Source organism: Pseudorhodoplanes sp. (assembly GCF_059499825.1).
Window position 1 is genome coordinate 208,274 of record NZ_JCABZI010000019.1, and the last position, 19,432, is coordinate 227,705.

Below are 19,432 nucleotides of genomic sequence, written 5' to 3' on the forward strand. Positions count from 1 at the left end.
TGAATATGACGCTCGCTCGCGCGCCTTGAGCCGTGTCAATCTGTCGTTCTCCTGATGGTCCCGATAGAGGAACCGGCTCACCGCCATCCCGTTGTCCTTGCGACAGAGGAGTGCGCCATGAATCGACCCGAGGACCATAGTGACGAGCCCATCCGCGAGCGGCCGCTCAATCCAGAGCCGGTTCAGGCCGATCCGCAACTGCAACTGTCCGAAGGGCGCGCGAGCGTCCTGCAGATCGCGGCGGTGGCGTTCGCCTGCATCATGATCGTCGGCATCACCGTGTACGGGCTTGGGCGTCCGTCCGCGACCGACGGCGATATTATGGCCTCGTCGCCCCCGGCGCAGGAGACCACCGGCGCTGCGGCCCCGGCCGAACCTGCAGCGGACCCAGCCGCGCCGCAGACCGGCGCCAGCGTACCGGACGGAGAGAACGTCGCGCCCGCTGGCGAGATGCCGCAGCAGATCCCGGCCACGGAGCCGGTGCCGCATCAGGTCAAGCCGGGCGTGGTCGAATCCGATTCGGCGCGCTAGCTGGACGTCCTCGGCTTGATCCGGATCAAGGCGTCGAATCGCGGTCCTGACAGACTTCCTTCCGATATCGAATACGGAAGGAACACCCGATGTCATCCGTTCAGGCGCAATGGCCGATCATGCAGAAGCTCCGGGACTGGCTGAGCCCGAGCCCATATCAGCGCGATCTCGAATTTCTCGAGCACGCCCGTGGCGAGGAAATGGAGCGGATGCGCGCGCATGTGCGCGGACGCCCCGAAGACCTGCGCTGGCTGGTCGGGCGCGAACCCGGTTCGACCGAAATGCTGCCCCATATGCTGGATGTAACCGGCGTCGACGCGCAGAAGCTATCGCAGTCGATGACCCGGGAACTGGAGCGCAATTGCGCGTCCTGCATCGCCAAGCTGCATTGCGCCGATGAAATCGGCCATGGCCGCGCGGCCGGAAATTTCGACCAATATTGTCCGAATGCGCAGACCCTCAAGGATCTGCAGAGATAGGTAGCGCGACCGGGCGGGTTGCGCGCCTGAGCCTGTCATCGGGCCGCGCTTCGCGCGGACCCGTTGGGCGTCAACCCACCCGACGCAAAACAGAACCTTACTTCACGCCGAGCAATTCGACGTCGAAGATCAGGGTCGCGTTCGGCGGGATCACGCCGCCGGCGCCGCGCGCGCCATAGCCGAGATCCGGCGGGATGATCAGCGTGCGCTTGCCGCCGACCTTCATCGAGGCGACGCCCTCGTCCCAGCCCTTGATCACCCGACCCTGTCCGACCGGAAATTCGAACGGCGAGCCGCGATCCACCGACGAATCGAATTTCTTGCCCTTCTTGCCGTTGTCGTTGAGATAGCCGGTGTAATGCACCACCGCGGTCTGCCCCGCTTTCGGGGACGCGCCGGTGCCGGCCTGGGTATCGATCATCTGCAGGCCGGATGAGGTGGTGACCGGCTTGGCGGACTGGGCGGAGGCGTCGTCAGTCATGCTCAGAATTCCTGTGGACACGATGCTTACGGTTGCGATGGCGGCGCAGGCAGCCATCAGGTGACGTCGTGAAAAAGCGCGCATCGGTCGTTTCTCCCTGATCGATACCGGCGTCTTGTAACCCGCTGCGGGCGAAGCGCAAGACGCGAGGACAAGGCCGGGGCGCGGACTTCTGGCCGCGGCTTGTGTCGGGATGATGGCTTTTTCAGCAAGCCGATCCCCGGCGCCAGGCGCGCGCAGGCACCAAACCCGGCTCCGGGTCCCCCGATTTTGTGATCGCCTCGCTGCGACGGCAACCTGTGCGTTCCGGACGCGTTGATGCAGTGTTACCACCACGACCACAGCAAACTGAGTGCAGGACCAACATGAGACGCGCCGCTGCATTGACGCTATCGGCAATCATGGCGATGACGTCCGTCGCGCTCGCGCAGGACGCATATCTCGCCCCGCCCGGCGCACCGGCCAGCGCGTTTCCAAATCCGGCCCGGCCGGTCGCCGAAATCATCAGCCCGATCTTCGATACCGAAGCCAATCGCGACGCGGCGAAGGAAACCGAGCAGGTCTTCGCGCTGATGAAGCTGAAGCCCGGCATGAGCGTCGCCGATATCGGCGCGGGTTCGGGCTATTACGTGATGCGGTTGTCGACGCTGCTCGGTCCCGACGGCAAGGTCTACGCCAACGACATCACGCCGAATTATCTGAGCATGCTGAATGCGCGCGTGCTCAAGGCGAAGCTCGCGAATGTGGTGATCGCGCGCGGCGAGCCGCATGACCCGCGCCTGCCGCCGAATTCGATCGATGCCGCTTTGCTCATCCACATGTATCACGAGATCGCGCAGCCCTATGCGTTCCTGCACAATCTCGGCCTCGCCATGAAGCCCGGCGGCCTTGTCGGCATTCTCGATCCGGACCGGCCGACGCAATTTCACGGCACGCCGCCCGGCCTGATGCGCTGCGAACTCGCGGCCGTGGGCTATCGCGAGGTGTCATTCACGGCCTTGTCCGGAAACCTCGGGAATTTCGTGGTGTTCGAGGCGCCGTCGGCGCAGGCGCGGACCAGGCCTGCCGATGTGAAGGCGTGCCCGCTCTGATGCGCCTCACTTCACCGCGATCAGTTCCACATCGAAGATCAGCGTCGCGTTCGGCGGAATGTCGGTGCCGGCGCCCTGCGCGCCATAGCCAAGCCCGGGCGGGATGATCAGCGTGCGCCTGCCGCCGGTCTTCATGGTGATGACGCCCTCGTCCCAGCCCTTGATCACCTGCCCCTGCCCGACCTTGAATTCGAACGGCGTGCCCTTGTCGACCGAGGAATCGAACTTCTTGCCGCGCGCACCGTCGACATAGAGCCAGCCGGTATAATGCACCACCGCGGTCTGCCCGCGCCGCGGCGCGCGGCCCTTGCCGGGCACGGTATCGGCATATTGCAGGCCGGACGGCGTGGTGGTGGTCATTTGCGGCACCGGCGGCGCGGCGGGCACGGCCGGATCGGGCGTGCCGGCGCAGCCGGCGAGCGTCAGCAGCGCGGCAAAGAGAGCCAGAGGCAGGACGCGGAAACAGGAACGCATGGCACAGGCCTTGTCGGAGTACGAGACGAGGCCATCGTAGCCCGCATGGAGCGAAAGCGGAATGCGGGATTCGCGCGGCCGAGCGTCCCGGATTGCGCTGCGCTCCATCCGGGCTGCGGTCACTGCGTCGTCGGACACGCCCGGTCGGGCACGCGCGAGTCGCACACCGAGACGTTGCGCAGATAGCGCGACCATTGCTCCACCTGCGGCTTGTCGGGCTGGAACCGGAATGCCTTCTGCACGACATAGAAACTGTCCTTGCCGGCAATCGCCTTCAGCAGCGTGACTTCGGGTTTGCCGGTGTCCTTGTTGAGCGGGCAATATTGCAGCCACACGATCACCCGAAGCCCTCGCTCCTCGCCCTGCCCGATCGGGCTCGACTGCGCGCCCTTGCAGTTTTCGACCCACAGTTTTTCGAGCCGTTGCTTGTAGGCCTCCGGCGTCACGTTGGTCATGTTGAAAAAGATCTGCACGGTGACCATCTCGGTCCAGTCTTTGACCGACTGCCCGCGCGGCACCATCTCCGTCATCTGCTGGTTATTGTTCTTGTCCTGGAAGCCGACGACATAGCCGTCCGGCATGGCGACCAGCAGGTTCTCGCTCTTCAGCTGCGCATGCGCGGGGACGGAGATGAAGAGGATGGCGAGGAGGATGAGGTGCATGGGGTGCGTCGGATGGTGAGACTGTACCCCGCATGGAGCGCAGCGGAATTCGGGTTGAACACTTCGCTCCATTTTACTCTATAACGCCATGGGTCCCATTAAACTCTTCATTCTACATTCGATCCAGCGATAGAAGCGACAAGATAAAGCCTCCGACTCAGCCACATCCGCTCAATCAGCCAAATCAACATGACAAACGTCAGCAACGATATACTTCCGGACGTTTTGCGAGATAATCTGAAAATCATCTTCTGTGGAACCGCCGCAGGCAACACCTCAGCGCGACTCGGGGCATACTATGCCCATCCACTAAATCGGTTCTGGCACATACTTCACGCGACCAAGCTGACTCCCACCTTGCTAAAGCCGGAAGAATTTTCGCGACTAGGTCAATTTGGCTTTGGCCTCACGGATCTTTGCAAATTTGCCAGCGGCAACGATGATGAACTGCCAATAGCGGCCGTCAACTGCGAACGGCTAAGGTCCACTATCGAACAATTTCGTCCAGAATTCTTGGCGTTTACCAGCAAAACAGCTGGAAAAGCGATGTTTGGACACCGCGTTGCGTTTGGCTTCCAAGGAACAATTGGCCCAACAAATGTGTACGTGCTCCCGACGACGTCACCAAGAGTTGGCAACAAATGGTGGGATGACAATCGGAGGCATTGGCACGATTTTGCAAATCAAGTCATGCGTAACAATCAAGTCGCGATCCGCGCCCACATTTCGTAAACACTTGCGAGTACGCTCGCCATCTCCCTTTCAGAGCCATCGTCGAGTTTAACCAAAAACGTTCCAATACCCACATCGAATGCATCGTGCTGAAAAGCATCTGCGCTAAATGCGCCACCAACCAATGCAACGCCCGTCTGAGATGAACTCGTCACTTTGCGATTAGGCCTCGAAAGCTCGACGTGCTTATGACCATCATGTATGTCCCAAACAAACTGATAATCCGGGCATTCAGTATCCACTAGATATTGCCGATAAGCCCTCGGCGAATTAGTAAATGCAATTCGTTGCGGGTCCGCCTTAGACCACCAATGCCAAGACCTTTCAGCCATAGTGTCCAATTGAGCAACAGCGTTTTTCACTCGATGATGCATCAGGGGATCGGCTAGATATTCATCATAAGTTGGCTTAACCAACTTCTCGAAAAACTCCTTTGGCTCGTAAGTTCGAAAATCAGACATCGCCCCTCACACCGGCAAATTGTCGTGCTTGCGCGCCGGCATCTCCACCTTCTTGGTCCGCAGCATCGCCAGCGCCCGCGCGATGCGCTTCCTTGTCGAGTGCGGCATGATCACGTCGTCGATATAGCCGCGCTCGGCGGCGACGAACGGCGACAGGAAGCGCTCCTCGTATTCCTTGGTGCGCGCGGCGATGGTGTCGGCGTCGCCGCCGCGGAAGATGATCTCCACTGCGCCCTTCGCCCCCATCACCGCGATCTGCGCGGTCGGCCAGGCATAGTTGAGGTCGGCGCCGACATGCTTGGACGCCATCACGTCATAGGCGCCGCCGAACGCCTTTCGGGTGATGACGGTCACCAGCGGCACCGTCGCCTGCGAATAGGCGAACAGCAGCTTGGCGCCATGCTTGATCAGCCCGCCATATTCCTGCGCCGTGCCCGGCAGGAAGCCCGGCACGTCCACGAAAGTGACGATCGGGATTTCGAACGCATCGCAGAAGCGCACGAAGCGCGCGGCCTTGCGTGACGCATCGGAATCGAGCACGCCCGCCAGCACCATCGGCTGGTTGGCGACAAAGCCGACGCTGCGGCCGGCGATGCGCCCGAAGCCGGTGACGATGTTCTTGGCAAACGTGGGCGAGATTTCGAAGAAGTCGCCCTCGTCCACCACCTTCAGGATCAGCTCCTTGATGTCGTAGGGCTTGTTCGGATTGTCGGGGATCAGGGTGTCGAGCGAATTGTCGATGCGGTCGGGATCGTCGAGCGAAGGCCATTCCGGCACGCCGGCCGTGCAGTTCGACGGCAGGAAGTCGATCAGCCGGCGCATCTGCAGCAGGCACTCGACATCGTTCTCGAACGCGCCGTCGGCGACCGAGGACTTGGTCGCATGCACCGAGGCGCCGCCGAGTTCTTCCGCGGTCACCACCTCGTTGGTCACGGTCTTGACCACATCGGGGCCGGTGACGAACATGTAGCTCGTGTCCTTCACCATGAAGATGAAGTCGGTCATCGCCGGCGAATAGACGTCGCCGCCGGCGCACGGGCCCATGATCACGCTGATCTGCGGGATCACGCCCGAGGCGATCACGTTGCGCTTGAACACTTCGCCATAGCCGCCGAGCGCCGCCACGCCTTCCTGGATGCGGGCGCCGCCGGCATCGAACAGGCCGATGATCGGCGCGCGCGCCTTCAGCGCCATGTCCTGCACCTTGACGATCTTCTGCGCGTGCGTCTCCGACAGCGAGCCGCCGAACACGGTGAAGTCCTTGGAGAACAGGAACACGGTGCGGCCGTTCACGGTGCCCCAGCCGGTGACCACGCCGTCGCCGGGGATCTTCTGCTTCTCCATGCCGAAGTCGTTGGAGCGGTGCTCCACGAACATGTCGAATTCCTCGAACGAGCCCTTGTCGAGCAGGAGTTCGATCCGCTCGCGCGCGGTGAGTTTGCCGCGCTTGTGCTGCGCCTCGATGCGGGTCTGCCCGCCGCCGAGCTTGGCGTCCTTGCGGCGGAGGTCGAGCTTCTCGATGATGTCTTTCAAGTGTGTCCCCGTGCCTGGAAACCGGCCGGGACAAGGGATAGCACGGGCCGGGAACGGGCGTCACTGACTCCCCTCCCCCCATGAGCGAAGCGAAATGGTGGGGAGGGGTCGGGGTGGGGGGCGACGTTACAGCACGACGGCCCCCCACCCCGATCTCCTTCGCTATCGCTCAGTCGATCGACCCTCCCCACCGCTACGCGGGGGGAGGGTTAGGAAGCGCCGCCTTGTTGAACGCGCGCAGCCCCATCGCGATGGCGATCAGGATCACCCCGGCGAGCAGCACCGAGAACGCGTTGGCGCCGAGGATCGAGAACCATTGCGTATAGAAGTGAATGCCGCCGAACACCGCCGCGGCATTGACCACCCAGCGCCGCCCGGCGCGCACGCCCCAGACGCCGACGGCGATCAGCGCGATCGCCCAGCCGATCGAGAACACCCAATCAGGGATCACCGCGCCGCGGGCGGTGAAATTCGGCCCGCCCTGCGGGTCGTTGAGCGTGATGTAGCGCCACAGCCGCAGCCGGTCGCCCCACAGCGAGCCGATCCAGAAGCCGAAATTGACCAGCACGATCGCCATCCGCGCGGCGATCAGCGCGATCCGTTCGTAGTCGGCGCGCACCCGCAGCGAGATCAGGTAGAGGGCGAGCGCCAGCGCGGAGAAGATCACGATGGTGAGGGTCGGCTCCTGGATCGACAGCGAATACATCGCGTGCACGTAGCCCGTTCGCGCGCCGAGGCAGCCGGCGAGCGACACCACCGCCAGCGCCGCCATCAGGCTGGAGCGCGCCAGGATCGCGGTGCCGGTGAAGACGGCGGTGACGAACAGGGCCGCCCGCAGCGAGCCGTCGTCGTAAATCAGCAGGCCCCCCGCCCCGGTCAGCGCGCCGATGATGATCAGCGTCTGCGACAGCAGGCTCATCACCTCGCCGCGCATCCCGAGCAGCGCCAGGCCGATCACGAACACACAGGCGCCGATGATCGCGGCCGAGCCGGCTGTGAACTGGAATGCAGTCAGCAGGATCGCGACCGCACCGGCGCTCGCAGCGATTACGCCGAAGCCGGTCAGGATGTTGAGGCCGAGATGGCCGGTCTCCTGCGCGGCTAGCGCCTTCAGGCGTTCGGCTTCGGCAGCAGTGAGCTTGCCGTCTTCGACCAGCTTCGACAGATCGAGGGTGATTTTCATGGTGTTATCGGAGCGCCGCCCGCAATTCGCCGATGCGCTGGTCGTAGGCGCGCGCGACGCAAGGCGCATCGTTGCAGGCGTTGCGCATCCTGATCCAGGCGCGCTGGCCCTCGGCGATGCCCGGTCGCGTGCGTGCCGTCTGGTAGAGCGCGGCGAGATCGCGGTCGCGCTGCGCCAGCGCGGGGTCGTCGCAGATCGCCTGCTCGATGCGGGTGAGTTTGCCGCTGCAGGCAAAACTCGGGGTCACCGGCGCGCCGACATTGCGCTGCGGCGGTGGAGCAACGGCCGCGACCTGCTGCGGCGGTCCGCCCGCCATCGCCTGCAATTGTGCGATCCGCTGGTCATAGGCCTGCGCGATGCATGGCGCCTGGTTGCCGCAGGCGTTGCGCCGCCGGATCCAGTCGCGCTGCTGGTCCCGCAGCGCCATCCGATCGCCTGAGGACAGGCCGTCGGCCAGCCGGTAATAGCTTTCGGACAGCTTGCGGTCGCGCGCCGACAGCGACGTATCGCTGCAGATCGCCTGCTCCACCGGCTTGGTGTCGGCGGTGCAATCGAAGCTCGGCGTGACGGCGGCCAGCGCCTGCTGCCGCACATCCAGCGTGGCCGGCGCTGATTGTTGCGGCAGCCGCGGCGTTTCGGGACGTGCGACCTGCTGCGGCACTTGCGGCTGGATCTGCGGCTGCGCCGGCGCGCTGGCGACAACACCGCCGCCGCGCGGCGGCACGAAGTAGAAGAGCGGTCCCGACAATTCGTCGTAATAGGCCGGCCGCTGCTCATGGTTCACGGTCGAGGCCAGTTCCTCGACATCCTCGCGCACCTCGCGGGCGAGATCTGTGATCGGTTTGCCCTCCACCGCAATCTTCCGCAGCAGGGTGCGGGTATAGACCGAGGTCGGCTCGCGGTCGTTGTCATCCAGCCGGTCGGCGGCGGTCTGGCCGAAACCGGCCGAGAACAGAATGAAGAAGCCGCCCTGCCCCTTGGCCGGCCGCCGCGATGGCTCGACCAGTCCGCCCCGCCGTCCGACCGAACGGGTGCCGCTCTGGGCATAGGGGTTGTCGCGGCAGGCATCGACGATGGCGATCTGCACATTGGAGCCGGTGGCGCGGACGCGTTCGATCAGCGGCATCAGCGCGAAGGATTCAAGCTTCAGCCCCTCTTTGTCGACCCGGTCCGGCCGCGGCGCATCCACCGGCAGCAGATAGTTTTCACCATCCAGCGCGACGCCGTGCCCGGAATAATGGATCAGCGCCACGTCGCCCGGAGCGAGCTTGGCGGTAAATTCCGAAATGCCGGCATTGAAGGCGGACCGGTCCGGATTGATCAGCAGGTCGACGGCGAAACCGGTCTTCTCCAGCACAGCCTTCATCGCACGGGCGTCGCCGACCGCCTTCTGAAGCTTGGAGACATTGCGGTAGTCGTCGGCGCCGATCACCAGCGCGCGGCGGGTCTGCGCCGCGGCCTGCGAGGCATGCAGCCCCGTCAAGGCAGCCGCCAGGCCCAGCAGGATGATCAGGCGGAGACCCGATGTCAGCATGAATTCACTCCATACCCGAGCGACTTAGCACAAATTGCTCCGACCACGGAAAACCTGCCGCAAACGCTTTTCGGTCAATTTCCAGGGAGCATGACCCGCATTATGTAACCGGGTGTCAACTTCCGTCGGTATCTATGGCCGCGACCGTCACGTCAGGCCGTCACCCCTTCCTGGAGACCTTCCATGAGCGCCGAAAAGACCAGAGCCCGCCTCGCCACCCCGACCGATCTCGGCGGCAACGCCACCAAGGATATCAGCGGCGCCTTGAACGCCCTGCTCGCTGACACCTTCGCGCTTTACCTGAAGACAAAGAACTTCCACTGGCATGTGAGCGGGCCGAATTTCCGCGACTATCACCTGATGTTCGACGAGCACGGCGACCAGCTCTTCGCAATGACCGACGAGATTGCCGAGCGGGTGCGCAAGATCGGCGGCACCACCCTGCGTTCGATCGGCGACATCGCCAAGCATCAGCGCATCTCCGACAATGATGCGCCTTTCGTCGATGCGCAGGACATGCTGGCCGAACTGCGCGAAGACAACCAGACCGCCATCAAGGCGATGCGGCAGGTGCATGAAATCTGCGACGAGCATGGCGACGTGGCGACCGCAAGCCTGCTGGAAAACTACATCGACCAGGCCGAGAAGCGGGTGTGGTTCCTGTACGAAGCCGGCCGCGCCGCAACTGCGACCGGGCAGTAATCGACGACGATCCGGGGATGCAGGCCAATGCCTGCGTCCCCGCTCCGATCCGCTATCGACCCTAGAACAGCGCTTGTTTCACAGCCCGTGCTCCAGACAGGACCGGTTACAATGAAAGCACCATCGGCATTGGGAAGCATGCTTGCGCTGGCAGCGCTGGTGGCAGCATCGGGCCCGGCTCACGCCATCGAGGCACGGTATGTCTGCGACAAGGGCGCCCGTATCAATGCGCAATTCTCGTCCCCTGCCATGGCGCTCGGCCGCGCGACGCTGACCTTCGGGTCGGGAGAAAAGATCGTGCTGCCGCAGGTGATGTCGGCGGATGGCGGCCGCTACGCCAACAGTCAGATCGAATTCTGGATCAAAGGCAAGGGCGCGAGGCTCACGCGCGACGGCAAGGTGCAGAACTGCAAGACGCGCTGACGCGGAAGCTTTGCCCGGCAGTGTATCGGTGCTAGCCGACCAGCCTCAGCACCGTAGCCGCGGCATTCATCTCCGCCTCGCGATGCGCGCGCCGCTCCATCGCCAGCGTATCGCGTCCCCATTGCTCCATCTGCCAGTCCTCGTCGACATGGGCGGCCTTCCAGGCGTCGTCCGCGCTGATTGCGCCGTTAGCGAGCGCCAGCGCCAGCAGGGCCGAACCGGTCAGCGTCATGATCGAATGCACGGCGCCTTGCCGCCAGACATTCGAAGGGATCGCCTTGGCAGCGGCTGCGATCGCCTGCTCCGGCTGCGCCGCGAACACCACCCCTTCCACCATGATGAAGCGCGCACCGAGCGCATCCGCAGCCCAGCGCACGACCGGGTCCCAGGCGGCCGCCTGCCGCTCGGTCAGACCTTCGGGACCGTCGGCGCGATAAAACAGAAGATCCGACCCGAGATACTTGACGATGTCGTCCCGCACCTCCTGCGCGTTGTCTGCCACGCCGTCGATAATCGAATTGGCCAGCCTGGTCAGCGGCATGTTTGCCGGATCGATCACGTCGGTCTGGGCGCTCCATTCATCGGCAATGGCGGCGGTCAGCTCCCGCGACGGCGTGGCCAGCGCACGCCGCGCCGGCGTGCGCACCGGCTTGCCGTCGAGGACGACGGCGAAGTCGGCGCCGTCCTCCACCACACCGGCGCTTTCATAGAACCGCTTCCGCAAGGTCGGGCGGACGCTCCGCCGCGCCAGCTCCACCGGGTCCAGTGGTTCGCCCTTGAATATGTCCTCGAAAATATCGCGCATACCAAACAATCCACCACAGGGCTCAGGCGGGAGCCTTTGCCTGCATCAACGCTTCGATCCGGCGCTCCAGTTCCATGAAATCCGAGACCACCTCGTGTGCGCCGCTTTCGGCCAGCAACTCGTGCGGATGGTAGCCCCATTTGACGCCGATCGCATGCACGCCGGCGGCGCGCGCCATCTCCATGTCGTAGGTGGTGTCGCCGATCATGACGGTGTCGCGCGGCTGCGCGCCCGCCTCTCGCATCGCCTCGAGGATCATGCCGGGATGCGGCTTGGACGGCGCATCGTCCGCGGTCTTGATCGTCGCAAAATGCGGCAACAGATCGTGATGGGTCAGGATCGCCCGCACCCCGCGCTGCGACTTGCCGGTGGCGATGCCGAGCAGGCAATCGTCGCGGGCGCCAAGCGTCAGCACCGCGTCGCGCGCGCCGGGATAAAGCGGCTCCTGGTGCTCCGGGGAATGCCGCAATTCGAAGAACGCCTCCTTGTAGCGCTCGATCATGCCGTCGACCGGAAAGTGCGCCGCGCCCTCGCCGAGATTGTCGAAGGCCTCGCGCAGCGACAGGCCGACGATCGACAGCACGCGCTCGCGCGGCGGGCACACGATGTCATGCGCGTCATAGGCGCGCTGCATGGCGGCGCAGATCATGTGCTGGCTGTCGACCAGGGTGCCGTCGCAATCGAAGATGATGAGTTTCAGCGTTCAACTCCGCGTGACTTGAATCGGGAATGCGCTCGCAAACGCGCTGCGTCGCCGGGATAGCGCACCGGAACCATTCCACTTTGGTATGAGGAAGGTTTGTGCGTTGCACAAGTCCCAACCGGCAAGCTCCGCATGAGGGTCTTTGCCGCCCACGATACGGCCCAAAATCGGGCGCTGCCCGGCTGCTTTTCGGCTCGTGAAAGCCGCTGCGCGCTGCGCATTGCCCAACGCCGCACGTCAACCATCCAGCGAGATTCGCCGGCTGCGGCGGTCCGTCTGTGGCTTTTCAGAATTGGACTGACTAAAATCAGCCTCGGAGTCGGTGAACAACAACCGGCCCAACGAGGAGAGAAATGCCAGCCTGCCAAATTCGGCTCGCCGGTCCCACACCGAAAGCGGGAGCCCTGCGGCTCCGGGACATGGGCGAGAAGCGTCGATGAAACCAACCGACATCGGCGATCCCAATTACTTCCACAAGGTCGTGGACTGCCAATGGGCGTGCCCGGCGCATACCCCCGTTCCCGAATATATCCGGCTGATCGCGCAGGGGCGTTACTCCGACGCCTACATGATCAACTGGAAGTCGAACGTGTTTCCGGGAATTCTCGGACGCACCTGTGACCGGCCCTGCGAGCCCGCCTGCCGGCGCGGCCGCGTCGAGGAGCAACCGGTCGCGATCTGCCGGCTGAAGCGCGTTGCCGCCGATTACAAGGACGACGTGTCGGCACGCATGCCGAAGAAGACGCGCGTGAAGAACGGCAAGCGGGTCGCGCTGGTCGGCGGCGGACCTGCCTCGCTCACGGTGGCGCGTGACCTCGCCCCGCTCGGTTATGACTGCGTTGTGTTCGACGGCGATCCGAAAGCCGGCGGCATGATGCGCACGCAGATCCCGAAATTTCGCCTGCCCGATTCCGTCATCGACGAGGAAACCGGTTACATCCTCGATCTCGGCGTCGAATTCCGCGGCGGCCAACGCGTCGACTCCATGAAGGCGCTGCTGAACGATAATTTCGACGCGATTTTCGTCGGCTCCGGCGCTCCGCGTGGCCGCGACCTCGACATTCCCGGCCGCAAGGAAGCGGCGAAGAATATCCATATCGGTATCGACTGGCTGTCCTCGATCGCCTTCGGGCACATCGACAGGATCGGCAAGCGCGTGATCGTGCTGGGCGGCGGCAATACCGCGATGGATTGCTGCCGCTCGGCGCGCCGCTTAGGCGGCGAGAGCGTGCAGGTGGTGGTGCGGTCCGGCTTCGACGAGATGAAGGCATCGCCGTGGGAGAAGGAAGACGCCCAGCACGAGGACATTCCGATCCACAATTTCCTGGTGCCGAAGTTCTTCACCCATGAAAACGGCACGCTGACCGGCATCACCTTCGAGAAGGTGAAAGCGGAATACGACGCCAAGGGCCGCCGCAACCTCGTTCCGGCCGGCGAGCCGGACCAGCATTTCCCCTGCGACGACGTTTTGGTCGCGGTCGGCCAGGAGAATGCGTATCCCTGGATCGAGCGCGATATCGGCATCGAATTCAACAAATGGGACATGCCGGTGGTCGACGAAAAGACCTTCGTCTCGACCAACCCGATGGTGTTTTTCGGCGGCGATGCTGCCTTCGGCCCGAAGAACATCATCTGGGCGGTGTCACACGGCCACGACGCCGCGCTGTCGATCCATCGAATGCTGTCGGGCGAGGACATCACCGAGCGTCCCCTGCCCCATGTCGAGATCGTCAGCCAGAAGATGGGCATCCACGAATGGTCGTACGATAACGACATCACGCTCGACCAGCGCTACCGGGTGCCATTGCGCGAAAAGCAGATCGCTCTGCGCGACATCAAGGCCGAGGTCGAACTCGGTTACGACGTCAGGCTGGCACTCGGCGAGGCGCATCGCTGCCTGAATTGCGACGTGCAGACCGTGTTCGCCGCGTCTCTGTGCATCGAATGCGATGCCTGCGTCGACATCTGTCCGATGGACTGCATTACCTTCACGCCGAACGGAGAGGAAGCCGATCTGCGTCAGCGGCTGGAGGCACCGTCCATCAACCTGACCCAGGATCTCTACGTCCAGGACGGGCTGAAGACCGGCCGGGTGATGGTGAAGGACGAAGACGTCTGCCTGCATTGCGGGCTGTGCGCCGAACGCTGTCCGACCGGCGCCTGGGACATGCAGAAATACCTGATCGAAATGGCTCATGCGGGTGATCGAGGATGCCAGGCGCAGCGCTCAGCAGCGTAAATGATTTCGTTATCCGCTTTGCCAATGTGAACGGCTCCGGATCGGCAAGCGCGAACGAGATGTTCGCGCGTGCGGTCATGCGGATGGGTGTGCCGGTGTCCCCGCGCAACATCTTCCCCTCCAACATTCAGGGATTGCCGACCTGGTACGAGGTCCGCGTCACCGAGGACGGCCATCTCGGCGCCCGCGGCGGGGTCGACTTCATGGTGGCGATGAATCCGCAGACCTTCGACAAGGACGTGGCGATGATCGAGCCGGGAGGATATCTCCTCTATGACTCGACCAAGCCGCTGCCAGCCTCGAAATTCCGCGAGGACATCAACGTCATCGGCGTGCCGCTGACCGCAATCTGCAACAAGGAATATTCCGATCCGCGCCAGCGCCAGCTGTTCAAGAACATCATCTATCTCGGGGTTCTCACCGCCCTGCTCGACATCGACGTCGCAATCGTCGAGACGCTGATCGGCGAACAATACAAAGGCAAGGACAAGCTTATTGCGCCGAACGTGCATGCACTGCATCTCGGCCGCGACTGGGCGCTTGCCAACCTGACATGCCCGATCGGGCTGCGGGTGCGAAAGTCCGACAAGGTCGGCGACCGCATCTTTATGGAAGGCAATGCGGCGGCAGCGCTCGGCGCGGTCTATGGCGGCGCCACCGTTTGCGCCTGGTATCCGATCACGCCGTCCTCGTCGCTCGCCGAGGCCTTTAGCCGTTATTGCGCGAAGTTTCGCGTCGACAAGGAGACTGGCGAAGCCAAATACGCGATCATCCAGGCCGAGGACGAACTGGCCTCCATCGGCATGGTGATCGGCGCATCGTGGAACGGCGCCCGCGCCTTCACCTCGACCTCCGGGCCCGGCATCTCGCTGATGCAGGAATTCATCGGACTGGCTTATTTCGCGGAAATCCCGTCGGTGATCTTCAACGTGCAGCGCGCCGGCCCGTCGACCGGCATGCCGACCCGCACCCAGCAATGCGACCTAATCTCCTGCGCCTATGCCTCGCATGGCGACACCAAGCACGTGATGCTGTTTCCGGAAGATCCGAACGAAGCCTTCCAGTTCGGCGCGGCCGCCTTCGATCTCGCCGACCGGCTGCAGACCCCGATCTTCGTCATGCTCGATCTCGATATCGGGATGAACCACAGGCTTTGCGCGCCGCTGCAATGGGACGACACCCGTGTGCTCGACCGCGGCAAGGTGATGACCCATGCCGAGCTCGAGGCCGGCGCCGAATTCGGCCGCTATCTCGACGTGCATGGCGACGGCATCCCGTTCCGCACCTATCCGGGCACGCATCCGACCAAGGGCTCGTTCTTCACCCGGGGCACCTCGCGCGATCGTTACGCGAAATACACCGAGGAAGGCGGACCCTATGTCGACAACATGCAGCGGCTGCTGCGCAAGTTCGACACCGCCAAGGACCTTGTCCCGCGGCCGCTGACCGCGAACGCAGCGAAGCCCACGAAGTACGGCGTCATCTATTTCGGATCGACCTCGCCTGCCATGGATGAAGCGATCGGCTTGCTGGAGGCCCGCGGACATCAGCTCGACCGCATGCGCCTGCGCGGCTTCCCGTTCCATTCAAGCGTGAATTCGTTCGTCGCCGACCACGACTTCGTCTATGTGGTCGAACAGAACCGCGATGCGCAGCTGCGCTCGCTGATCGTCAATGAATGCGGCATCGATCCGGTGCGGCTCATTCCGATCCTGCATTTCGACGGCACGCCGATTACCGCGAGATTTATCGCCGGCGCGATCGGCGACCACCTCGGCCGGATGAACGTCAAGCCGATGCGGGTGGCGTCGTGAGGCAACTGCTCGCAATCTTGCTGAGCATATTCGCCGCGCTGGCGGCAACGGGCGCCTCGGCTCAGTTCAAGACGCCTGAGGCGACGGTCGAGGAGCTATACGCGCTTTACCGGGCCAGTGACTCAACGGGCTTCAACGACAAGCACGCGGCCCGGTTTCTGGAGCCGGCGGTCGCACGACAATTCCGATCCGCCAAGCATATCGACGCCGACTTCTTCGTTCAGGGGCAGGACTTCGAGATCAAGGACCTGACGATCGAAAAGCCCAACGTGACCGGCGACAAGGCCACCATCGTCGTCACCTTCAAGAACTTCAATAAGCCGAATCGCCTGACCTATACCCTGGTCAAGGCGCCAAACGGCTGGCGGATCGCAGACGTCAGCAACGGTAAATCCACCTTCCGCGCGACGCTAAGGGCCTCGCAATAGCCATGACCTATCTCGCCAAACCGAAATTCCATCATCCAGCGCTGCCGAAAAACGATCTCGGCTACACCCATCGCGACTACGAGGGCACGATCTCGACCCTGTGCGCGGGCTGCGGGCATGACTCGATCACCGCCGCGATCATCGAGTCCTGCTTCGAGCTCTCGATCGAGCCGCACAAGGTGGCCAAGATTTCCGGCATCGGCTGCTCGTCGAAGACGCCGACTTACTTTCTCGGCAATTCGCACGGATTCAATTCTGTGCATGGCCGCATGCCGTCGGTGCTGACTGGCGCCAATCTCGCCAACCGCGACCTGATCTATCTCGGCGTGTCGGGCGACGGCGATTCCGCCTCGATCGGATTTGGCCAGTTCGCCCATGTGATGCGGCGCGGCGTCAACATGGTCTATATCGTCGAGAATAACGGCGTGTATGGACTGACCAAGGGCCAGTTTTCGGCGACCGCCGATCGCGGCTCGAAGAGCAAGCGCGGCGTCATCAACACCGACAATTCCATCGACCTCGCTGCCATGGCGCTGCAGCTCGGCGCTACCTTCGTCGCGCGCTCCTTCTCCGGCGACAAGAAGCAGCTGGTGCCGATCATCAAGGCTGCGATCGAGCACAAGGGCGCCGCCTTCCTAGACGTGATTTCTCCTTGCGTCGCCTTCAACAATCACGCCGGCTCGACCCGCAGCTTCGACTATGTGCGCGAACACAACGAGGCGGTGAACCGGCTCGACGTCCTTTCCGGGCGCGCACCGATCACCGTGGATTATGCCGAGGGCACGGTGCAGCTGGTCGAGCAGCATGACGGCTCGACGCTCGCCTTGCGCAAGCTTGGCGCGGACTACGACATCCATGACCGGACCGCGGCGATGAACTTCCTGCAAAAGCACGCGGCCAAGGGCCAGATCGTCACCGGCGTTCTTTATATCGCCGACGACCCGCAGGATCTGCACGCCTCGCTCAAGACGGTGGCGCAACCGCTGAACACGCTGTCCGAGAAAGACTTGTGCCCGGGTTCGGCGGCGCTCGACAAGATCAACGCCTCCTTGCGCTGACCGGCAGCGCGCAAGCTCAGCGGTTGACGCAGTTCTGGGTGAAGCTTCCGATCTGACCGGCCCCGACGCCCTGCGCCGATCCGGACATGATGCAGTTCGTGGTGCGGTCCTGGAACGTCTGTCCGGCCGGACGCCCCGGCGCGATGGCCGGGGTCCCGGCGACGCCGCCGATCCCCGGGACGACGGAGGGTGGCGAAGCCGGATTTGCCATGCTCGGCGCCGTCGGCATCGGCTGAACGGTGCCGAGCGGTGTCAGCGGCGACCGATAGGTCGGGATGGTGGATGCGGTGGACGACCCGCGGCGGACGCCTCGCCGGGGCTGGGCCCGGGTCTGTGCGTCGGGGCGGGCTTGCGGGGTTGGCGTCTTCGTCGCGCGTTTGGCGGCACGCCGCTCCGACCCGTCATTGATGATCGAGAACGGGAAGCCCTCGCTGCTCTGCGCATGCACCGACGGGCCCGAAAGGCCAGTTAAAATCAGGATCAGGGCGGCAATGCTGCAGCGATTCCGCATATCGCTCATCCAATCTGTGAAGCGCGCCGGACCGGCCGACGCCGCTCCTCGATATATAGGAACGCGCCAGGGCGGTTTCAGGTCCCGCCGGTCCCCGCCTCACTCCTCCGGCGCATCCTCGATCGGGTCGTAGCGGGCGGCGTCCAGTCCCAGCAGGTTGAAGCTCTGCTCCATGTGTGGCGGCAATGGCGCGCTCACATCGATCGTCCCGCCGCGCGGATGCGGCACCACGATCCGACGCGCCAGCAGGTGCAGGCGGTTCTGCATGCCGCCCGGCAATTGCCAGTTCTCGATGTCGAAATACTTCGGATCGCCGACGATCGGATGCCCGATATGGGCGAGCTGCACGCGCAACTGATGGGTCCGTCCGGTGACCGGCTTCAGCGACAGCCAGGCGAGACGGGTCGCCGCGGTCTCGACCACCGCGTAGTAGGTGATGGCGTGGCTCGCCCCCTCGTCGCCATGCTGCGCCACCCGCATGACGGAATCGTCCTCCCGCTCCTGCTTGGCGAGATAGGTCGAAATCCGGCCCTGCTTCGGCTTCGGCACGCCCGGCACCAGAGCCCAGTAGATCTTGCGGGCCGCCCGCGAGCGGAACGTCTTGGCGAGCGCGGCGGCGGCAAAGCGCGACTTGGCGATCAGCAGGCAGCCGGCGGTATCCTTGTCGAGCCGGTGCACCAGCCGCGGCCGCTGGCCGTCCTTGGTCCTGATCACGCCCAGCATTCCGTCGAGATGCCGCGTGGTGCCGGAACCGCCCTGCACCGCAAGCCCGAACGGCTTGTTCAGCACCATGACGTCGTCGTCGTCGTACAGCGTGATCGATTGCAGGAAGGCCCGTGTCTCGTCGTCCTTGCTGCCGCCCTCGCCGCGTGGCTTCTCCGGATCGAGGCGCAGCGGCGGAATGCGGACCGACTGCCCGGCCTCCAGCCGGTCCTTCGGCTCCACTCGCTTGCCATTCACGCGTAGCTGGCCTTTGCGGATGATGCGCTGGATGTGGCTGAACGACAGACCGGCGAAGCGCGCCTCGAGGAAGCGGTCGACGCGCATGCCTTTCTCGTCGGGCGTGACGGTCACGGTCTGGACTGCGGCACTGAGCGGCGCGGCCGGCTTCGGCTCCTCGATTGTCGGCGCTGCAACGGGTGCAGGTTTGCGAACGGCCTCGGCGGCCTTGGCGCGCGCGTCCTGCTTCGGCCGGAATGGCGTCCTGCGCTTTGCCGGACGCCCCTGGCGCTCGGGACGGCCCGGCCTGTCAGAACCGCGTGACTTCTCAGGACGACCTGACTCCGAACGATCTGGCTTGGAACGACCTGGCTTGCCGGCTCGATACGGCTTCTCGGACCGGTCCGGCTTTTCGAAACGGCCAGGATTGTCCGGGCGGCCTGCCTTCGCCACACGGTCCGTCTTCTCAAAACGGCCTGCAGCCTCGGGACCGCCAGACCTGTCCGGACGGCCATGCTTTCCTGCGCGGTCCGGCTTGTCGGGACGGCCAAACCTATCGGGACGGCCTGGCTTTTCCGGACGGCCGCGAACGGGCCGGCGCGGCTGCCGCGATGACGGACTTCTGGGACGTGAGCTCATGGCCGCGCCA

Annotated in this window: 21 protein-coding genes; 10 read left to right on the forward strand and 11 right to left on the reverse strand. The window is 64.0% G+C overall.

Annotated elements, in window-relative coordinates; genetic code table 11:
• Positions 1–117: 117 nt before the first annotated feature.
• Positions 118–531, forward strand: coding sequence for a hypothetical protein (locus tag AC5I5I_RS23895; protein ID WP_495977307.1), 414 nt, complete (start codon positions 118–120; stop codon positions 529–531).
• An 89-nt stretch (positions 532–620) separates the two neighbouring features.
• A complete protein-coding gene (locus AC5I5I_RS23900; protein ID WP_495977309.1) occupies positions 621–1,010 on the forward strand; it encodes a hypothetical protein in 390 nt (129 codons plus the stop codon).
• A gap of 97 nt (positions 1,011–1,107) precedes the next feature.
• Here the strand turns inward: AC5I5I_RS23900 and AC5I5I_RS23905 are convergent, their stop codons facing one another.
• A complete protein-coding gene (locus tag AC5I5I_RS23905; RefSeq protein WP_495977376.1) occupies positions 1,108–1,497 on the reverse strand; it encodes an FKBP-type peptidyl-prolyl cis-trans isomerase in 390 nt (129 codons plus the stop codon).
• A 359-nt stretch (positions 1,498–1,856) separates the two neighbouring features.
• On the opposite strand from AC5I5I_RS23905, the gene AC5I5I_RS23910 reads away from it, so the two are divergent.
• The gene (locus tag AC5I5I_RS23910) at positions 1,857–2,582 is read left to right on the forward strand and encodes a methyltransferase domain-containing protein (RefSeq protein WP_495977311.1); all 726 of its coding nucleotides are present in this window, start codon (positions 1,857–1,859) and stop codon (positions 2,580–2,582) included.
• Between the two features lie 6 nt (positions 2,583–2,588).
• On the opposite strand, the gene AC5I5I_RS23915 is transcribed toward AC5I5I_RS23910, so the two are convergent.
• Together AC5I5I_RS23915 and AC5I5I_RS23920 are read right to left on the reverse strand one after the other, a co-directional pair.
• Positions 2,589–3,056: an FKBP-type peptidyl-prolyl cis-trans isomerase gene (locus AC5I5I_RS23915; RefSeq protein WP_495977378.1), complete on the reverse strand. Its 468-nt coding sequence runs from the start codon at positions 3,054–3,056 to the stop codon at positions 2,589–2,591.
• Positions 3,057–3,175: 119 nt separating this feature from the next.
• Positions 3,176–3,718, reverse strand: coding sequence for a hypothetical protein (locus AC5I5I_RS23920; RefSeq protein WP_495977313.1), 543 nt, complete (start codon positions 3,716–3,718; stop codon positions 3,176–3,178).
• Between the two features lie 189 nt (positions 3,719–3,907).
• Between AC5I5I_RS23920 and AC5I5I_RS23925 the strand changes: the two genes are divergently transcribed.
• Complete coding sequence (locus AC5I5I_RS23925; RefSeq protein ID WP_495977315.1) at positions 3,908–4,450, forward strand: mismatch-specific DNA-glycosylase; 543 nt, start codon at positions 3,908–3,910, stop codon at positions 4,448–4,450.
• Here AC5I5I_RS23925 and AC5I5I_RS23930 read toward each other — a convergent pair.
• The 4 genes from AC5I5I_RS23930 to AC5I5I_RS23945 form a co-directional block, all read right to left on the reverse strand.
• Positions 4,420–4,911 carry a hypothetical protein gene (locus AC5I5I_RS23930; RefSeq protein WP_495977317.1) on the reverse strand — a complete coding sequence of 164 codons (492 nt, stop codon included), beginning with the start codon at positions 4,909–4,911 and terminating at the stop codon, positions 4,420–4,422. The genes AC5I5I_RS23925 and AC5I5I_RS23930 overlap by 31 nt on opposite strands.
• Before the next feature lie 6 nt (positions 4,912–4,917).
• Positions 4,918–6,444 (reverse strand): acyl-CoA carboxylase subunit beta, encoded by a 1,527-nt coding sequence (locus AC5I5I_RS23935; RefSeq protein WP_495977319.1) that lies wholly within the window; start codon positions 6,442–6,444, stop codon positions 4,918–4,920.
• A 193-nt stretch (positions 6,445–6,637) separates the two neighbouring features.
• A complete protein-coding gene (locus tag AC5I5I_RS23940) occupies positions 6,638–7,627 on the reverse strand; it encodes a hypothetical protein (RefSeq protein WP_495977321.1) in 990 nt (329 codons plus the stop codon).
• Positions 7,628–7,631: 4 nt separating this feature from the next.
• Complete coding sequence (locus AC5I5I_RS23945) at positions 7,632–9,161, reverse strand: caspase family protein (RefSeq protein WP_495977323.1); 1,530 nt, start codon at positions 9,159–9,161, stop codon at positions 7,632–7,634.
• A 183-nt stretch (positions 9,162–9,344) separates the two neighbouring features.
• Between AC5I5I_RS23945 and AC5I5I_RS23950 the strand changes: the two genes are divergently transcribed.
• Both AC5I5I_RS23950 and AC5I5I_RS23955 read left to right on the forward strand, forming a co-directional pair.
• Positions 9,345–9,863, forward strand: coding sequence for a Dps family protein (locus AC5I5I_RS23950; RefSeq protein ID WP_495977325.1), 519 nt, complete (start codon positions 9,345–9,347; stop codon positions 9,861–9,863).
• Positions 9,864–9,974: 111 nt separating this feature from the next.
• Positions 9,975–10,286, forward strand: coding sequence for an MliC family protein (locus tag AC5I5I_RS23955; protein WP_495977327.1), 312 nt, complete (start codon positions 9,975–9,977; stop codon positions 10,284–10,286).
• Between the two features lie 31 nt (positions 10,287–10,317).
• Here AC5I5I_RS23955 and AC5I5I_RS23960 read toward each other — a convergent pair whose 3' ends face one another.
• Both AC5I5I_RS23960 and AC5I5I_RS23965 read right to left on the reverse strand, forming a co-directional pair.
• A complete protein-coding gene (locus tag AC5I5I_RS23960) occupies positions 10,318–11,091 on the reverse strand; it encodes an ATP12 family chaperone protein (RefSeq protein WP_495977329.1) in 774 nt (257 codons plus the stop codon).
• A gap of 22 nt (positions 11,092–11,113) precedes the next feature.
• Entirely contained in the window at positions 11,114–11,791 is a 678-nt protein-coding gene (locus tag AC5I5I_RS23965; RefSeq protein WP_495977380.1) for an HAD-IA family hydrolase, read from the reverse strand.
• 439 nt (positions 11,792–12,230) lie between these two features.
• On the opposite strand from AC5I5I_RS23965, the gene AC5I5I_RS23970 reads away from it, so the two are divergent.
• From AC5I5I_RS23970 to AC5I5I_RS23985, 4 genes are read left to right on the forward strand one after another with little or no spacing between them, the layout of a single operon-like run.
• On the forward strand, positions 12,231–14,033 hold the full coding sequence (locus AC5I5I_RS23970) for an FAD-dependent oxidoreductase (protein ID WP_495977331.1): 1,803 nt from the start codon (positions 12,231–12,233) through the stop codon (positions 14,031–14,033).
• Positions 14,006–15,847, forward strand: coding sequence for a 2-oxoacid:acceptor oxidoreductase subunit alpha (locus tag AC5I5I_RS23975; protein WP_495977333.1), 1,842 nt, complete (start codon positions 14,006–14,008; stop codon positions 15,845–15,847). The genes AC5I5I_RS23970 and AC5I5I_RS23975 overlap by 28 nt, the downstream gene beginning before the upstream one ends.
• A complete protein-coding gene (locus AC5I5I_RS23980; protein ID WP_495977335.1) occupies positions 15,844–16,275 on the forward strand; it encodes a hypothetical protein in 432 nt (143 codons plus the stop codon). Before AC5I5I_RS23975 ends, AC5I5I_RS23980 begins: the two co-directional genes overlap by 4 nt.
• A 2-nt stretch (positions 16,276–16,277) precedes the next feature.
• Positions 16,278–17,333, forward strand: coding sequence for a 2-oxoacid:ferredoxin oxidoreductase subunit beta (locus AC5I5I_RS23985; protein ID WP_495977337.1), 1,056 nt, complete (start codon positions 16,278–16,280; stop codon positions 17,331–17,333).
• A 16-nt stretch (positions 17,334–17,349) separates the two neighbouring features.
• Here AC5I5I_RS23985 and AC5I5I_RS23990 read toward each other — a convergent pair whose 3' ends face one another.
• Both AC5I5I_RS23990 and AC5I5I_RS23995 read right to left on the reverse strand, forming a co-directional pair.
• Complete coding sequence (locus tag AC5I5I_RS23990; protein ID WP_495977339.1) at positions 17,350–17,844, reverse strand: hypothetical protein; 495 nt, start codon at positions 17,842–17,844, stop codon at positions 17,350–17,352.
• Between the two features lie 99 nt (positions 17,845–17,943).
• Positions 17,944–19,422 carry an RluA family pseudouridine synthase gene (locus AC5I5I_RS23995; RefSeq protein ID WP_495977341.1) on the reverse strand — a complete coding sequence of 493 codons (1,479 nt, stop codon included), beginning with the start codon at positions 19,420–19,422 and terminating at the stop codon, positions 17,944–17,946.
• Between the last annotated feature and the right edge of the window lie 10 nt (positions 19,423–19,432).

Bases quoted from the DNA above. Each gene is read 5' to 3' on its own strand.
- AC5I5I_RS23985 (WP_495977337.1), top strand. From the start codon at position 16,278: ATGACCTATCTCGCCAAACCGAAATTCCATCATCCAGCGCTGCCGAAA.
- AC5I5I_RS23975 (WP_495977333.1), top strand. From the start codon at position 14,006: ATGCCAGGCGCAGCGCTCAGCAGCGTAAATGATTTCGTTATCCGCTTT.
- AC5I5I_RS23990 (WP_495977339.1), bottom strand. From the start codon at position 17,844: ATGCGGAATCGCTGCAGCATTGCCGCCCTGATCCTGATTTTAACTGGC.
- AC5I5I_RS23940 (WP_495977321.1), bottom strand. From the start codon at position 7,627: ATGAAAATCACCCTCGATCTGTCGAAGCTGGTCGAAGACGGCAAGCTC.
- AC5I5I_RS23915 (WP_495977378.1), bottom strand. From the start codon at position 3,056: ATGCGTTCCTGTTTCCGCGTCCTGCCTCTGGCTCTCTTTGCCGCGCTG.
- AC5I5I_RS23925 (WP_495977315.1), top strand. From the start codon at position 3,908: ATGACAAACGTCAGCAACGATATACTTCCGGACGTTTTGCGAGATAAT.
- AC5I5I_RS23970 (WP_495977331.1), top strand. From the start codon at position 12,231: ATGAAACCAACCGACATCGGCGATCCCAATTACTTCCACAAGGTCGTG.
- AC5I5I_RS23960 (WP_495977329.1), bottom strand. From the start codon at position 11,091: ATGCGCGATATTTTCGAGGACATATTCAAGGGCGAACCACTGGACCCG.
- AC5I5I_RS23950 (WP_495977325.1), top strand. From the start codon at position 9,345: ATGAGCGCCGAAAAGACCAGAGCCCGCCTCGCCACCCCGACCGATCTC.
- AC5I5I_RS23920 (WP_495977313.1), bottom strand. From the start codon at position 3,718: ATGCACCTCATCCTCCTCGCCATCCTCTTCATCTCCGTCCCCGCGCAT.
- AC5I5I_RS23995 (WP_495977341.1), bottom strand. From the start codon at position 19,422: ATGAGCTCACGTCCCAGAAGTCCGTCATCGCGGCAGCCGCGCCGGCCC.
- AC5I5I_RS23955 (WP_495977327.1), top strand. From the start codon at position 9,975: ATGAAAGCACCATCGGCATTGGGAAGCATGCTTGCGCTGGCAGCGCTG.
- AC5I5I_RS23900 (WP_495977309.1), top strand. From the start codon at position 621: ATGTCATCCGTTCAGGCGCAATGGCCGATCATGCAGAAGCTCCGGGAC.
- AC5I5I_RS23930 (WP_495977317.1), bottom strand. From the start codon at position 4,911: ATGTCTGATTTTCGAACTTACGAGCCAAAGGAGTTTTTCGAGAAGTTG.
- AC5I5I_RS23910 (WP_495977311.1), top strand. From the start codon at position 1,857: ATGAGACGCGCCGCTGCATTGACGCTATCGGCAATCATGGCGATGACG.
- AC5I5I_RS23895 (WP_495977307.1), top strand. From the start codon at position 118: ATGAATCGACCCGAGGACCATAGTGACGAGCCCATCCGCGAGCGGCCG.
- AC5I5I_RS23945 (WP_495977323.1), bottom strand. From the start codon at position 9,161: ATGCTGACATCGGGTCTCCGCCTGATCATCCTGCTGGGCCTGGCGGCT.